Origin of the sequence: Citrobacter sp. C13 (genome assembly GCF_014596815.2) — a bacterium.
Classification (GTDB): Bacteria; Pseudomonadota; Gammaproteobacteria; order Enterobacterales; family Enterobacteriaceae; genus Citrobacter; species Citrobacter portucalensis.
Genome location: NZ_CP115024.1, coordinates 1,719,055 through 1,734,522 on the forward strand (window position 1 = coordinate 1,719,055; position 15,468 = coordinate 1,734,522).

15 protein-coding genes and 1 pseudogene are annotated in these 15,468 nt (G+C 49.7%); 12 read left to right on the forward strand and 4 right to left on the reverse strand.

All coding sequences use genetic code 11. From position 1 onward, the window contains the following. Positions 1–12 precede the first annotated feature (12 nt). Genes IB222_RS08050 through IB222_RS08060 form a run of 3 tightly spaced genes read left to right on the forward strand, consistent with a single transcriptional unit; the run spans position 13 to position 2,834 of the window. Positions 13–1,179, forward strand: a complete 1,167-nt coding sequence (locus IB222_RS08050) for an ABC transporter permease (protein ID WP_275388405.1) — start codon at positions 13–15, stop codon at positions 1,177–1,179. Then, positions 1,172–2,119: an ABC transporter ATP-binding protein gene (locus IB222_RS08055; protein ID WP_148361753.1), complete on the forward strand. Its 948-nt coding sequence runs from the start codon at positions 1,172–1,174 to the stop codon at positions 2,117–2,119. The genes IB222_RS08050 and IB222_RS08055 overlap by 8 nt, the downstream gene beginning before the upstream one ends. Further along, positions 2,103–2,834: an ABC transporter permease gene (locus tag IB222_RS08060; RefSeq protein ID WP_128316781.1), complete on the forward strand. Its 732-nt coding sequence runs from the start codon at positions 2,103–2,105 to the stop codon at positions 2,832–2,834. Before IB222_RS08055 ends, IB222_RS08060 begins: the two co-directional genes overlap by 17 nt. Here IB222_RS08060 and IB222_RS08065 read toward each other — a convergent pair. After that, entirely contained in the window at positions 2,815–2,922 is a 108-nt protein-coding gene (locus IB222_RS08065; protein WP_003027354.1) for a protein YohO, read from the reverse strand. The genes IB222_RS08060 and IB222_RS08065 overlap by 20 nt on opposite strands. Positions 2,923–2,973: 51 nt before the next feature. Then, positions 2,974–3,705, reverse strand: a complete 732-nt coding sequence (gene mlrA / locus IB222_RS08070; RefSeq protein WP_048224569.1) for an HTH-type transcriptional regulator MlrA — start codon at positions 3,703–3,705, stop codon at positions 2,974–2,976. A 225-nt stretch (positions 3,706–3,930) separates the two neighbouring features. Here mlrA and IB222_RS08075 point away from each other — a divergent pair, with 225 nt between their 5' ends. Genes IB222_RS08075 through IB222_RS08085 form a run of 3 tightly spaced genes read left to right on the forward strand, consistent with a single transcriptional unit; the run spans position 3,931 to position 6,849 of the window. Beyond that, positions 3,931–5,616, forward strand: coding sequence for a sensor histidine kinase (locus tag IB222_RS08075; RefSeq protein WP_003834458.1), 1,686 nt, complete (start codon positions 3,931–3,933; stop codon positions 5,614–5,616). Further along, complete coding sequence (btsR, locus tag IB222_RS08080) at positions 5,613–6,332, forward strand: two-component system response regulator BtsR (RefSeq protein ID WP_003834456.1); 720 nt, start codon at positions 5,613–5,615, stop codon at positions 6,330–6,332. The genes IB222_RS08075 and btsR overlap by 4 nt, the downstream gene beginning before the upstream one ends. Positions 6,333–6,378: 46 nt before the next feature. Further along, positions 6,379–6,849: a DUF1456 family protein gene (locus IB222_RS08085; RefSeq protein WP_003834454.1), complete on the forward strand. Its 471-nt coding sequence runs from the start codon at positions 6,379–6,381 to the stop codon at positions 6,847–6,849. A gap of 43 nt (positions 6,850–6,892) precedes the next feature. On the opposite strand, the gene IB222_RS08090 is transcribed toward IB222_RS08085, so the two are convergent. After that, positions 6,893–7,351 carry a YehR family lipoprotein gene (locus IB222_RS08090; RefSeq protein ID WP_126317696.1) on the reverse strand — a complete coding sequence of 153 codons (459 nt, stop codon included), beginning with the start codon at positions 7,349–7,351 and terminating at the stop codon, positions 6,893–6,895. Between the two features lie 206 nt (positions 7,352–7,557). Beyond that, positions 7,558–9,591, reverse strand: a complete 2,034-nt coding sequence (gene metG / locus IB222_RS08095; protein ID WP_048224563.1) for a methionine--tRNA ligase — start codon at positions 9,589–9,591, stop codon at positions 7,558–7,560. 164 nt (positions 9,592–9,755) lie between these two features. Between metG and apbC the strand changes: the two genes are divergently transcribed. The 6 genes and pseudogenes from apbC to IB222_RS08125 all read left to right on the forward strand — a co-directional run bounded on the left by apbC (position 9,756) and on the right by IB222_RS08125 (position 15,465). Further along, positions 9,756–10,865, forward strand: a complete 1,110-nt coding sequence (apbC, locus tag IB222_RS08100; protein ID WP_003027343.1) for an iron-sulfur cluster carrier protein ApbC — start codon at positions 9,756–9,758, stop codon at positions 10,863–10,865. 265 nt (positions 10,866–11,130) lie between these two features. Beyond that, positions 11,131–11,412, forward strand: coding sequence for a DUF2574 family protein (locus IB222_RS08105; protein ID WP_126317697.1), 282 nt, complete (start codon positions 11,131–11,133; stop codon positions 11,410–11,412). 284 nt (positions 11,413–11,696) lie between these two features. Continuing rightward, positions 11,697–12,251, forward strand: coding sequence for a fimbrial protein (locus IB222_RS08110; RefSeq protein WP_008785243.1), 555 nt, complete (start codon positions 11,697–11,699; stop codon positions 12,249–12,251). Positions 12,252–12,303: 52 nt separating this feature from the next. Beyond that, a complete protein-coding gene (locus IB222_RS08115; protein WP_149385210.1) occupies positions 12,304–12,987 on the forward strand; it encodes a fimbria/pilus periplasmic chaperone in 684 nt (227 codons plus the stop codon). Positions 12,988–12,999: 12 nt separating this feature from the next. Next, a pseudogene (locus tag IB222_RS08120) lies at positions 13,000–14,463 on the forward strand (fimbrial biogenesis outer membrane usher protein); the annotation flags it as partial. 78 nt (positions 14,464–14,541) lie between these two features. Beyond that, a complete protein-coding gene (locus IB222_RS08125; RefSeq protein WP_001118619.1) occupies positions 14,542–15,465 on the forward strand; it encodes an IS5-like element IS903B family transposase in 924 nt (307 codons plus the stop codon). Positions 15,466–15,468: the final 3 nt, after the last annotated feature.

Here is a 15,468-nt window from a genome sequence, read left to right on the forward strand (position 1 = left end):
AGTTTGCAGCAGGTGGGTGTTTTGTCAAAGATTTCAGTTAATCGGGTGCTGTTGTTACTGGTACTTCTTACCTTCGCGGCGGCAGCGCTGCCTTTCATTAGCTATGCGCCTAATCGCCTGGTCTCCGGTGAGGGGCGCCAACTCTGGGATATCCGGCCCGACATGGCGTGGGGATTGGCAGTAGCCTGTTCGCTGCTGTTTCTTCTGTGCTTTGTACCGGGAAAGCCCGGCAATATATTGACGCTTGTTATTAGCCAATTGCTGGTGATTGCGGCGCTGGTAACCGCAGGAACAACGGCAACGTATCTGGCCCAGACGGGAAGTCCACTGGCCAGAACCAGCCTGGGCAGCGGGTTCTGGTTGGGGCTAGGACTAATGTTGCTGGCCGCCAGTGACGCTATTCGTCGCATAACCGAGCTGGCATCATGGCGTTGGCTGTTGCACGCGCAAATGTTTATTTTTCCGCTGGTGCTTTTGTTCTCCGGCACGTTTAACGATCTTTCCCTGCTTAAAGAATATGCCAACCGTCAGGATGTCTTCAACGACGCCCTGGCGCAGCATCTGACAATTCTGTTCGCTACCGTGGTGCCCGCGCTGCTTATTGGTGTGCCGTTGGGCATCTGGTGTGCTTTCTCTGTCTCCCGTCAGGGGCCGGTTTTTGCGGTACTGAATATCATCCAAACCATTCCCTCAGTCGCGCTGTTTGGCCTGTTAATTGCGCCCCTTGCCGGGTTGGTGAAGCACTTTCCTTTGTTGGGTTCGCTCGGCATCGCCGGAACCGGCCTGACGCCTGCGCTTATTGCGTTAGTGCTATATGCGCTGTTACCGCTGGTACGTGGCGTTGTGGCTGGGTTGAATCAGGTGCCGCAGGAGGTACTGGAAAGCGCCCGGGCGATGGGAATGAACACTTTCCAGCGATTTGTCTCGGTGCAGTTCCCGCTGGCATTGCCGATCTTCTTGCGCAGTTTACGGGTAGTGATGGTGCAAACGGTGGGAATGGCGGTGATTGCTGCGCTGATTGGCGCAGGGGGATTTGGCGCGCTGGTCTTTCAGGGATTGCTCAGTAGCGCCGTCGATTTAGTGTTGCTGGGCGTGATCCCGGTTGTGGTACTGGCAGTATTGATTGATGCGCTGTTTGATTTAGGGCTCGCGCTGCTAGAGGTATCGAATAATGATTGAATTTCGCCATGTCAGTAAAACCTATGGCCAGCAAAAAGCCGTTGACGACCTTAATCTGCGGTTGGGGGAGGGCAGCTTTTCGGTGTTAATTGGCACGTCAGGTTCCGGGAAATCCACCACGCTGAAAATGATCAATCGGCTGGTTGAACATGACAGCGGACAGATTCGCTTTGCCGGGGAAGAGATCCGCAGCCTGCCTGTGCTGGAGTTAAGGCGGCGCATGGGATACGCGATTCAGTCTATTGGCTTGTTTCCCCACTGGACCGTCGCGCAGAACATCGCCACGGTGCCGCAGCTACAAAAGTGGTCGCGTTCTCGTATTGATGACCGAACAGACGAACTGATGGCGCTGCTGGGTCTTGAGGACAGTTTGCGCCATCGTTATCCGCATCAGCTGTCTGGCGGGCAACAGCAGCGGGTCGGAGTGGCGCGTGCCCTGGCGGCAGATCCGCAGGTTCTGCTGATGGATGAGCCTTTTGGCGCGCTGGATCCGGTCACCCGCGGTGCGCTGCAGCAGGAGATGACGCGTATTCATCGTCTGCTCGGGCGTACCATTGTGCTGGTGACGCATGATATCGACGAGGCGCTAAGGCTGGCGGAGCATCTGGTTCTGATGGATGCAGGAAAGGTAGTACAGCAAGGCACGCCGCTGTCGATGCTGACAGCACCGGCGAACGAATTCGTGCAAACATTCTTTGGCCGTAGTGAACTGGGCGTACGTCTGTTGTCGCTTCGTACGGTAGGGGATTTTATCCGTCGCGGTGAACACGCAGCCGGTGAACCGTTGGTAGATGAAATGACGCTGCGTGATGCGTTGTCGGTGTTCGTAGCGCGCGGTTGCGACGTCTTGCCGGTCGTGACCCCGCAGGGGTTGTCCTGCGGGACGCTTCATTTTCGTGATTTGCTTTCGGAGATGCCGACCCGTGAAACGTCTTGCTGATCCGTTGTTATGGCTTATTGTTCTGTTTCTGGTCCTGTTAGTTGGGTTGCCTCATAGTCAGGCCTTGTTCAGTGCGCTATTTCCGGCGCTACCGCGTCCCGTGTATCAGCAGGAAAGTTTTGCGGTGCTGGCACTGAGCCATTTTGGTCTGGTGGGGATTTCAAGCCTGATTGCCGTACTCATTGGCACCGGGGCCGGTATAGCGGTAACCCGGTCCTGGGGCGCGGAATTCCGGCCGATGGTGGAAACCATTGCCGCCGTGGGGCAGACCTTTCCGCCAGTTGCGGTGTTGGCGATAGCTGTACCGGTGATGGGATTTGGTCCTGAACCGGCAATTATCGCGTTGATCCTGTATGGCGTATTACCGATCTTGCAGGCAACGCTGGCCGGACTCGGAGGAATTTCACCCAGCGTGATGGATATTGCCAGCGGAATGGGAATGAGTCAGGGGCAGCGGCTGCGTAAAGTCGAGTTGCCGCTGGCGGCCCCGGTGATTCTGGCCGGGATTCGCACGTCGGTGATTATTAATATCGGCACTGCAACCATCGCCTCAACCGTTGGGGCGAACACGCTGGGTACGCCGATTATTATCGGGCTAAGTGGGTTCAATACCGCCTATGTGATTCAGGGGGCGCTGCTGGTCGCGCTGGCGGCGGTAATTGTTGACCGCGGGTTTGAGAAATTAGCGAGACATCTTACCCGGCACGTAAAATAAAGGTATAGCCTGCCAGCATGACACCGCCGATACCGCCGATAGCCATTAGCAGAAAGAGGGTGATAACACCGATTTTAGCTGCGCTCATTATGCACTCCTTATGTGAATTCAAGGATTGTACACGTTTGTTAATAGAATATTAAATACCGAGTGGATAAATATCGTGACCTAACGCGCGCCATTCATTCAGCTGTTGCTGCTGAGCGGGCGTTTGGTTCTCGCCGCACCAGACAAGCAAGGTGCGACCTTCAAACAGCTCCGGTCGCAGTTGGTTCAGCGAATGGGCAAGGACGTCAATGCGCCATCCCTGCTGGCTGGCGACCCAACCTTCCAGCCATAAACGGGTCGTATCATGAATGTTCCAGCCAACCACCAGAGCATCTTTCCCCTGTTTCTTACGTGCTGAGGCAAGACAAATCGCGATGTAGTTGATCAGTACGCCGTCGAGGATCCCCAGTAACGCCTGCAGGATCGGCTGTTGGCATTGCAGACGTCGGCGCAGCGGAATGAACAAATGGGTGTTGAGCGTTTGCGCGGGATAATCCTGGCCGCGCTCTTTGATCCACAGTCTGAGGCTATGCAGATTATTACTTTGCAAATAGCTCAACAGCGTCTCTTGTTGTTCACGCCAACCGTTATGCACATCAATGCTCTCATTGCTGAGCAACATTTTAACCTTGCTGACCTGAACACCGTTGTTTATCCAGCGTTTTATCTCGCGGATCCGGTCGATATCCGCATCGTTAAACAGGCGATGCCCGCCGTCTGTCCGCTGCGGTTTAAGTAATCCGTAACGCCTCTGCCACGCGCGTAAAGTGACAGGGTTGATATCACAAAGCAAAGCCACTTCACCTATTGTGTAAAGCGCCATCGTCGTCTCACTCTTGCTCGCGAGGTCCCAGTTTTACTTTAGACGCTCTTTTGCGAACCAGGTAGTTTTGTCTGTTTTTTGATCTATGAATGGGTGAATTTGTAACCATGCTCGCGCTTTCGAGTGATCGTTCTCACAAATTCGTCTTTTTTTGCAACACTTCAAAGAAAGTTACACGCAGCCCATGTATGTTACGCGCTTTTAAGTGATGTGTGGTTGGCGGGTATGTACGAGTTTAATCTGGTGTTGCTGCTGCTTCAGCAGATGTGTGTGTTCCTCGTTATCGCGTGGCTCATGAGCAAAACGCGTTTGTTTATCCCGCTGATGCAGGTGACTATCCGACTCCCGCACAAACTGCTTTGCTATGTTACTTTTTCCATTTTCTGCATTTTAGGCACCTATTTCGGGCTGCATATCGATGACTCTATTGCTAACACTCGCGCTATTGGCGCGGTGATGGGCGGGCTGCTTGGCGGCCCGGTGGTTGGCGGTTTAGTTGGTCTTACCGGCGGTTTGCATCGTTATTCGATGGGGGGGATGACTGCGCTTAGCTGCATGATCTCGACCATTGTGGAAGGGTTGCTCGGCGGGCTGGTGCACAGCGTGCTTACCCGTCGTGGTCGTACCGATAAAGTCTTTAGTCCGCTGACCGCGGGAGCGATTACCTTTGTTGCCGAACTGGTGCAGATGCTGATCATCTTATTAATTGCGCGTCCGTTCGATGATGCGTTTCGGTTGGTCAGCAATATTGCCGCGCCGATGATGGTGACCAATACCGTGGGCGCCGCCTTATTTATGCGTATTTTGCTCGATAAACGGGCGATGTTTGAAAAATATACCTCCGCTTTTTCCGCCACAGCACTCAAAGTTGCCGCCTCAACGGAAGGTATTTTGCGCCAGGGATTCAACGAGGTTAACAGCATGAAGGTTGCTCAGGTGCTGTATGAAGAGCTGGATATCGGTGCGGTGGCGATTACCGATCGTGAGAAACTGCTGGCATTTACCGGTATTGGTGACGATCACCATCTACCCGGAAAACCTATTTCATCGTCATATACCCAACGCGCGATTGAAACCGGAGAGGTGGTGTATGCCGATGGGAATGAAGTTCCTTACCGTTGCTCTTTGCACCCGCAATGCAAATTAGGCTCGACGCTGGTGATCCCCCTGCGAGGTGAAAACCAGCGGGTAATGGGGACCATCAAACTTTATGAAGCCAAAAACCGCCTCTTTAGTTCGATCAACCGTACGCTGGGGGAAGGGATCGCCCAACTGCTTTCGGCGCAAATTCTGGCCGGGCAGTATGAGCGGCAAAAAGCGATGCTCACGCAGTCGGAAATAAAACTCCTGCACGCCCAGGTCAATCCCCATTTTCTGTTTAATGCACTCAACACCATCAAAGCTGTGATCCGACGCGATAGCGAGCAGGCCAGCCAACTGGTGCAGTATCTGTCGACGTTCTTTCGTAAAAATTTAAAACGCCCGTCGGAAATTGTGACGCTGGCCGATGAAATTGAACACGTTAATGCTTATCTGCAAATTGAAAAGGCACGATTCCAGTCACGTCTTCAGGTGACCTTGACGGTGCCAGAAGAACTTTCGCATCAGCAATTACCCGCCTTTACTCTGCAACCCATCGTGGAGAATGCCATCAAACACGGTACTTCTCAGTTACTGGATACCGGTGAAGTATCGATTACCGCCCGTCGCGAAGGGCAATATCTGATGCTGGATATCGAAGACAATGCCGGGCTGTATCAGCCAACCTCAGAAGCCAGTGGACTGGGTATGAATCTGGTCGATAAACGACTGCGCGAGCGGTTTGGTGATGATTTTGGCATCAGCGTAGCGTGTGAACCTGACCGCTTTACCCGAATCACTTTACGACTTCCTCTGGAGGAACTGGCATGATCAAAGTGCTGATTGTCGATGACGAACCGTTAGCCCGGGAGAATCTGCGGATCCTGTTGCAAGAGCAAAGCGACATCGAGATTGTCGGTGAATGTTCGAATGCGGTGGAAGCCATTGGCGCGGTGCATAAATTGCGTCCGGATGTTCTGTTCCTTGATATTCAGATGCCGCGAATCAGCGGCCTGGAAATGGTTGGTATGCTTGATCCTGAGCATCGTCCATACATTGTTTTTCTGACCGCCTTTGATGAGTATGCGGTGAAAGCCTTCGAAGAACATGCGTTTGATTATCTGCTCAAGCCGATTGAAGAAACACGGCTGGAAAAAACGCTGATCCGTTTGCGTCAGGAGCGCACCAAGCAGGATGTATCACTGCTACCAGAAAATCAGCAGGCACTGAAGTTTATTCCGTGCAGCGGCCATAGTCGGATTTATTTGCTGCAAATGGATGATGTGGCGTTTATCAGCAGTCGCATGAGTGGTGTGTATGTGACGAGCAGCGATGGTAAAGAAGGCTTCACTGAGTTGACGCTCAGGACGCTGGAGAGCCGTACTCCTCTGCTGCGTTGTCATCGGCAATATCTGGTGAATATGGCGCAATTGCAGGAGATCCGTCTGGAAGACAACGGTCAGGCGGAACTGATTTTGCGTAACGGACTGACCGTTCCGGTGAGTCGTCGTTATCTTAAAAGTCTAAAAGAGGCGATTGGACTGTAAAACTGATACACTGCGCGCCATTGCATCACCGACAGTTGAAGGCTCTATGCTAAGTAACGATATTCTTCGTAGCCTGCGCTACACCCTAAAAGCGAACAATAACGACATGGTGCGTATTCTTGCGCTTGCTGACATGGAATCCACCTCCGCAGGTTTCGATACCTGGATGACAAAAGAAGATGAAGCAGGGTTTGTTCGTTGCCCGGATATCATTCTCTCCGGTTTTTTAAACGGCCTGATTTATCATCTGCGTGGTAAAGATGATTCTGCACCGGAACTGGCGCTGGAGCGTCGTGTTAATAACAATACGGTGCTGAAAAAGCTGCGTATCGCTTTTTCGCTGAAAACCGACGATATTCTGGCTATTATGACCGAGCAGAAATTCCGTGTGTCGATGCCGGAAATTACCGCCATGATGCGTGCACCTGATCATAAGAACTATCGCGAATGCGGCGATCAGTTCCTGCGTTATTTTCTGCGTGGTTTGACATCACGGGTACATAACGCGAAGCCATAAAGAAAAAATGGGCGACGCCGATTAACATCGGGTCGCCGATGGTTTACTTCACTTCTTTAAAACCCGCCGATTCCATTACCGTTTGCATTTGCTTCATGCTGATGTTTTTATCGGCGTTTTCAGATAGCTTCATCCCTGAAATAGCCTGCAACGCTTTTATATCAACTTTTTCCATATCGATAGTGACATTTTCTTGCGCGTAGGTATCTGAATAGGTGAGTTTTTCTTCTATGCCAGTAATGTTTTGATATTTGGCGCTTAATGCGTCGAATACTTTTGCTGCCTCCTCTTTATTGCTGGCACCGACTGACGCATAGCTAATTTTACTTTCGGAGATTTGCTTCAGGACTTTATCACCTTTATAGGTGTAAGAGACGGTGATATCAGAACCATTAAGGTTGGCATTGAATGTTTTTGTCTCTTCTTCATCACCACATCCCGCCAGGGAAAAAACCACAATCGATGCCACGGCGAGAAAAAATAATTTTTGTAACGCTTTCATGTAAAACTCCATTTCATGAATATCGGATGTTAAATAATAACGTCCACGAATCTGGTGAGCTCAGACTACCTTGATACCAGAGCAGTATAGAATAAATCTAATATTAACAACGAAGCAGTCCGAAAATGGAGCAGGGGTTGAGATTAGAGGAAGCACTTGCGTAGCAAAAAAAAAGCGCTGCAGTTGCAGCGCTTGAGATGTTTGATTTACTTCACCTGTTGGCCAGGTTTTGCACCTTCATCCGGGCTTAACAGGAAGATATCTTTCCCGCCAGGACCTGCGGCCATCACCATCCCTTCGGAAATGCCGAAGCGCATCTTACGAGGAGCCAGGTTGGCAACCATAATGGTCTGGCGGCCAATCAGGACCTGCGGATCTGGATACGCAGAACGAATACCAGAGAAGACGTTACGTTTCTCACCACCGAGATCCAGCGTCAGACGCAGCAGTTTGTCGGAACCTTCCACGAACTCGGCGTTTTCAATCAGCGCTACGCGCAGGTCAACTTTGGCGAAATCGTCAAAGGTGATGGTTTCCTGAATCGGGTCATCAGCCAGCGGGCCGGTAACCGGTGCAGCTGCTGCTTTCACTTCTTCTTTCGATGCTTCAACCAGCGCTTCAACTTGTTTCATGTCGATACGATTGTAGAGCGCTTTAAAGGTGTTGACCTTGTGGCCGAGCAGTGGCTGCTCAATGGCATCCCAGCTCAGTTCGCTGTTCAGGAAAGCTTCAACACGTTCAGCAAGCGTTGGCAGAACCGGTTTCAGGTAGGTCATCAGCACGCGGAACAGGTTGATACCCATAGAGCAGATCGCCTGCAGGTCGGCATCGCGGCCTTCCTGTTTAGCCACGACCCACGGTGCCTGTTCGTCAACGTAGCGGTTTGCCACGTCGGCTAGCGCCATGATTTCACGGATCGCTTTACCAAATTCGCGGCTTTCCCATGCTTCGCCAATCACCGCTGCGGCGTCGGTGAAGGTTTTATACAGCGCCGGGTCGGCCAGTTCATTCGCCAGAACGCCGTCAAAACGCTTAGCAATAAAGCCGGCGTTACGGGATGCCAGGTTGACTACTTTGTTGACGATATCGGCGTTAACGCGCTGGACAAAGTCTTCCAGGTTCAGGTCGATGTCATCAATACGTGAAGAAAGCTTCGCGGTGTAGTAGTAGCGCAAGCTGTCGGCATCGAAGTGCTTCAGCCAGGTGCTGGCCTTAATGAAGGTGCCGCGAGATTTGGACATCTTCGCGCCGTTCACCGTCACATAACCGTGTACAAACAGGTTGGTCGGCTTACGGAAGTTGCTGCCTTCCAGCATGGCAGGCCAGAACAGGCTGTGGAAGTAAACGATATCTTTACCGATGAAGTGATACAGCTCGGCGTCGGAATCTTTCTTCCAGTATTCGTCAAAACTGGTGGTGTCACCGCGCTTATCGCACAGGTTTTTGAATGAACCCATATAGCCAATTGGCGCGTCCAGCCAGACATAGAAGTACTTGCCAGGCGCATTCGGGATTTCAAAACCGAAGTACGGGGAATCGCGAGAGATATCCCACTGTTGCAGGCCGGATTCGAACCATTCCTGCATTTTGTTGGCGACCTGCTCCTGCAACGCGCCACTGCGCGTCCATGCCTGCAGCATTTCGCTGAATGACGGCAGATCGAAGAAGAAGTGTTCGGAGTCACGCATCACCGGCGTTGCACCAGACACGACGGATTTCGGCTCGATAAGTTCGGTCGGGCTGTAGGTTGCGCCGCAGACTTCACAGTTATCGCCGTATTGATCCGGAGACTTACATTTCGGGCAAGTGCCTTTAACGAAACGGTCCGGCAGGAACATGCCTTTTTCCGGATCGTAAAGCTGGGAGATTGTACGGTTCTTAATAAAACCGTTCTCCTTCAGGCGCGTATAAATCAGCTCAGACAGCTCACGGTTCTCTTCGCTGTGCGTCGAGTGGTAGTTGTCGTAGCTGATGTCAAAACCTGCAAAATCAGTCTGATGCTCCTGACTCATTTCACCGATCATCTGCTCTGGCGTGATCCCAAGCTGCTGTGCTTTCAGCATGATTGGCGTACCGTGTGCGTCGTCCGCGCAGATGAAGTTAACCTGGTGGCCGCGCATTCGCTGGTAACGGACCCAGACATCAGCCTGGATGTGCTCCAGCATATGGCCGAGGTGGATTGAGCCGTTGGCGTACGGCAGCGCGCACGTTACCAGAATTTTCTTCGCGACTTGAGTCATAGTGGGCAATTACTTCTTTTGTAGTGAAAAGGGCTTTGATAGTACCAAAATGGTAATTACTGCGCCAAGCGATAAGGGCATTTATCCGTAAATGAATAATTGTTGCGGTTGGAGTAAACTACCTGGTGACTATTGTATATTCAGAACAACAAAAAGGAGTCGGGATGAACGCACAATCCCAGGCCAAATCACCAGAGACCCTGCGCGCCATGGTTGCCGGGACGCTGGCGAATTTTCAGCATTCAACCCTGAAGCATAATCTGACGACGCTTAAAGCGTTGCACCACGTCGCCTGGATGGATGACACGTTGCACGTTGAGCTGGTCATGCCGTTTGTCTGGCATAGCGCGTTTGAGGACTTAAAAGAGCAATGTAGCGCCGATCTGCTGCGTATTACCGGTGCGAAAGCGATCGACTGGAAACTGTCGCATAACATCGCGACGCTGAAACGCGTGAAAAACCAGCCGGGTATTAATGGTGTGAAAAACATCATCGCCGTCAGTTCAGGTAAGGGTGGTGTGGGTAAATCCTCTACCGCCGTGAACCTGGCGCTGGCGCTGGCTGCAGAAGGGGCGAAGGTGGGGATTCTGGACGCCGATATTTATGGTCCGTCTATCCCGACAATGCTTGGCGCGGAAAACCAGCGTCCAACCTCGCCAGATGGTACCCACATGGCACCGATCATGTCTCATGGTCTGGCAACGAATTCCATTGGTTATCTGGTCACTGACGATAACGCAATGGTATGGCGCGGCCCGATGGCCAGTAAAGCGCTGCTGCAGATGTTGCAGGAAACCTTATGGCCGGATCTTGATTATCTGGTACTGGATATGCCGCCGGGCACCGGTGACATCCAACTGACACTGGCGCAGAACATTCCGGTAACGGGCGCGGTTGTTGTCACTACGCCGCAGGACATCGCGCTGATCGATGCGAAAAAGGGCATCGTGATGTTCGAAAAAGTCGAAGTGCCGGTACTGGGTATTGTTGAGAATATGAGTATGCATATTTGCAGCAACTGCGGTCACCATGAACCGATCTTCGGTACCGGTGGGGCACAGAAGTTGGCGGAACAGTATCACACCCAACTGCTGGGACAGATGCCGCTGCATATTTCTCTGCGTGAGGACCTCGATCGTGGTACGCCGACGGTGATCAGCCGTCCTGATAGCGAATTTACTGCTATTTACCGCGACCTGGCAGGACGAGTGGCTGCACAGCTCTACTGGCAAGGAGAAGTTATTCCGGGCGAGATTGCCTTCCGCGCGGTGTAATTTATAGCATTACAGATATTCACCGTATCAATGTATTATTGATGCGGTGAATATATTAAATTTAAAAATCTTACGATATTGTTCATTCTGCGTTTATAATTCATGCCTTTTTCCGAATAAATCACCTCGATGCATCATTATAATTGATCAAATCTATCTCATTAATCTACAATTTCAATTGGTTCAAATAGGGTGTTATGCCCATAATCTGCTGAACAGGTCCTCTGTATGCTATTTGATGCTAACCACAGGAATAACGATTAAAATGAAAAAAAGTTTACTGATGGGAATTATAGCTCTGACTTATGGAATGAGCGCCCCTACCTTCGCTTCCGATACTGCGACCTTAACAATCAGTGGGCGAGTCGTTGAACCAACCTGTAGTGCTGACGTCGTGAATAACAACGTTCAACAGAAATGTGGTCAATCTCTTCATCTTTCAAATGTCAGTCATGTGGATCCTGTTCCGGCGAAGGGTGTCGTGACCGAGGTCGTTTCTGTGCCTGGAGATTCTTTGCGGCAAATAGTGTTAAATCGTTACGACTAGACTAAGAATCTCAGCGTTAATATTAAGCACTCATCATTTATATGAATGATGAGTGCTTTTTTATTATCATCACAAATAAAAATCAACAATTAATAACGCTAATTTATTAAATGTATAAATAGTGTTTATCTTCACTTATTTGTTGCAATTATATTGCAATTCGTAACTTGTTTTAAATCAACAAAACAACGCGTTCACATTGCGATAACGTTTTTGTTGTGCGAATTTAAATCCAAGAGTTAACCCTCTTAACAAATAGAAATTATTTTATTAAGGAAGATATTATGAAACGTTCAATTATTTCTGCTGCTGTGCTGTCTGCTGTATTTATGAGTGCTGGGGCTTTTGCTGCCAATGAAATTGGCACGTTAACCATCAATGGTACGGTGGAAAATAGTTCCTGTTATTTTAAAAATAGCGATGCGAAAAGCACTATTACACTGCCAAATATTGATGCTTCACGTTTTTCTGGTTTGTCTACTGGTGCTACCGTAGGTGACGAAAAGAGGGATGATGATTCAACACCAATGGTTATTGTGTGTCCAGTAGGTACAGAATTAAATACTGTAAGAATTACTGGTGCACAATTTACATCCGGAGTTCTGAATAAAACGTCTGGTGATGCAAACGGTGTTGGTTTTAATTTAGCATTGGGTGATAAGCAAATTACAGATGCTGAAGAGAGTAATCTAAAAAATGAGCTTACAGCAAAAGAAACCAATGATGGAATTGAGTATACTCTGGATTTCAAAGCAAAATATGCTCGTCTTAATTCTGATATCCCGGTAACCGCAGGGACATTGTCTTCGGTTTTAACCATTTCCGTTTCTGCAGACTAAATTTCTATGCCGGTGTCTTCACCGGCAATTTATTAAAAAGGACGAACGCGAAATGAAATGGATTCTAACGGCTTTATTAATTGCATCTACGCACCCCGTCCATGCTGGTATAGTGATTTATGGCACTCGCGTTATCTACCCGGCAGAAAAAAAAGAAGTATTGGTTCAATTGATGAATCAGGGGGTGCGGTCTTCACTGGTACAGTCATGGATTGATGATGGATATACATCGTTACCACCGGAAAAAATTCACGTACCATTTATGCTTACTCCTCCAGTGGCTAAGATAGCAGCGGACTCTGGCCAGCAGTTGAAAATTAAAAAAATGCCGAATATGTTGCCAAATAATAAAGAAAGTTTGTTTTATCTTAATGTACTGGATATTCCACCAAACAATCCAGACAGTACTGGTAAAAATGTATTGAAATTTGCAATGCAGAATCGCATTAAATTATTCTATCGGCCTAAAGGAATTGCCCCAGTTAATAGAGGTACATTTCAGAAACTTTCCATGAAACGTAGCGGTAGTATTTATTCCATTAAGAATGATGCCGCTAACTGGGTCACGGTGACGGAAGTAAAAGCTAATAATGTTAAAATTAATAACGAAAGTATTATGCTTGCACCGCTCTCCAGCACAGACGTGGCATTAAAAAGTGCTAATGCCAATCAGTATAAAATGACTATTATTGACGAACACGGTAATTATATTAGCCATAACGTCAGCCTAAAATAACAGGAGCTGGTTATGTTAAGGATGACTCCGATTGCTTCGGCGGTATTACTGTTGCTACTTGGCATTGATGCCCATGCCGCAGAAGAAACGTTTGATACAAATTTTATGATGGGTGGAATGAAGGGTGAGAAAGTTTCTGATTTTCGCCTCGATGATAATCAACCTCTGCCAGGCCAATATGATATTGACATCTACGTCAATAAACAGTGGCGTGGTAAGTATGATATTACTGTTAAGGATAATCCGGATGACACCTGTCTATCCCGCGATGCATTAACGCGTCTGGGGATAAATATACAAGCATTGGACAAGCAGAATGAATGCCCAACCCTAAAGCAGGTGGTGCAAGGGGGCAGTTATGCCTGGAATATCGGCACGTTTCGTCTGGATCTCAGCGTTCCGCAGGCGTTTGTCGATGAACTTGAGCAAGGGTATGTTCCTCCTGAGAATTGGGATCGTGGCATCAATGCTTTCTATACTTCCTATTATGCCAGTCAGTATTACAGCGACTATAAGGATTCTGGTAACAGCAAAAGTACCTATGCGCGTTTTACCAGTGGGTTAAACCTGCTGGGCTGGCAGCTGCATTCTGATGCCAGCTATAACAAAACCGATGACAGCAGCGGGGAGTGGAAAAGCAACACCCTGTATCTGGAACGCGGCATCCCGCAAATTTTGGGCACTCTGCGTGCCGGGGATATGTATACCTCATCAGATATTTTTGATGCTGTGCGCTTTCGTGGCGTACGGTTGTATCGCGATATGCAGATGCTGCCAAACTCAAAGCAGAATTTTACGCCGCTGGTTCAGGGGATTGCGCAAAGCAATGCGTTGGTCACCATCGAGCAGAACGGCTTTGTGGTTTACCAGAAAGAGGTTCCGCCTGGCCCGTTCTCAATTGCTGATTTGCAGTTGGCTGGTGGCGGTGCGGATCTTGACGTCAGTATCAAAGAGGCGGACGGATCGGTAACAACCTATCTGGTGCCCTATGCTGCGGTGCCCAATATGTTGCAGCCGGGTGTCTCAAAATATGATTTTGCCGCCGGGCGTAGCCATATCGAAGGCGCCAGTAACCAGACCGACTTTGCACAGATGAGCTATCAGTACGGGCTGAATAATCTGTTAACGCTGTACGGCGGTACCATGCTGGCGGATAACTACAATGCGTTTACGTTGGGTACCGGCTGGAATACGCGTATTGGCGCGATTTCCGTTGATGCAACACAGTCCCACAGTAAGCAGGATAGCGGTGATGTGTTTGACGGGCAGAGCTACCAGATTGCCTACAACAAGTATTTGACGCAAACCGCCACCCGTTTTGGCTTAGCGGCGTATCGCTACTCTTCAAAAGACTATCGCACGTTTAACGATCATGTCTGGGCCAATAACAAAAATAGCTACCGTCGTGATGAAAACGATGTGTATGACATTGCAGATTATTATCAGAATGATTTTGGTCGTAAGAACAGTTTTTCGGGGCTTTGTTGAATAAATCGAACTTTTGCTGAGTTGAAGGATCAGATCACGTATCTTCCCGACAACGCAGACCGTTCCGTGGCAAAGCAAAAGTTCAAAATCACCAACTGGCCCACCTACAATAAAGCCCTCATCAACCGTGGCTCCATAACTTTCTGGCTGGATGATGAAGCTATTCAGGCCTGGTATGAGTCAGCAACACCTTCTTCACGAGGCAGACCTCAGCGCTATTCTGACCTTGCCATCACGACTGTGCTGGTCATTAAACGCGTATTCAGGCTGACCCTGCGCGCTGCGCAGGGCTTTATTGATTCCATTTTTTCTCTGATGAACGTTCCGCTACGCTGCCCGGATTACAGCTGTGTCAGCAGGCGGGCAAAGTCGGTTAATGTCAGTTTCAAAACGCCCACCCGGGGTGAAATCGCACACCTGGTAATTGATTCCACCGGGCTGAAGGTCTTCGGTGAAGGCGAGTGGAAAGTCAAAAAGCATGGCCAGGAACGCCGCCGTATCTGGCGTAAGCTGCATCTCGCCGTTGACAGTAAAACACATGAAATCATCTGCGCTGACCTGTCGCTGAACAACGTTACGGACTCAGAGGCCTTCCCCGGGTTAATCCGGCAAACCCACCGGAAAATCAGGTCAGCCGCCGCCGATGGCGCTTACGATACCCGGCTATGTCACGATGAACTGCGGCGTAAGAAAATCAGCGCGCTTATCCCTCCCCGAAAAGGTGCGGGTTACTGGCCCGGTGAATATGCAGACCGTAACCGTGCAGTGGCTAATCAGCGAATGACCGGGAGTAATGCGCGGTGGAAATGGACAACAGATTACAACCGTCGCTCGATAGCGGAAACGGCGATGTACCGGGTAAAACAGCTGTTCGGGGGTTCACTGACGCTGCGTGACTACGATGGTCAGGTTGCAGAGGCTATGGCCCTGGTACGAGCGCTGAACAAAATGACGAAAGCAGGTATGCCTGAAAGCGTGCGTATTGCCTGAAAA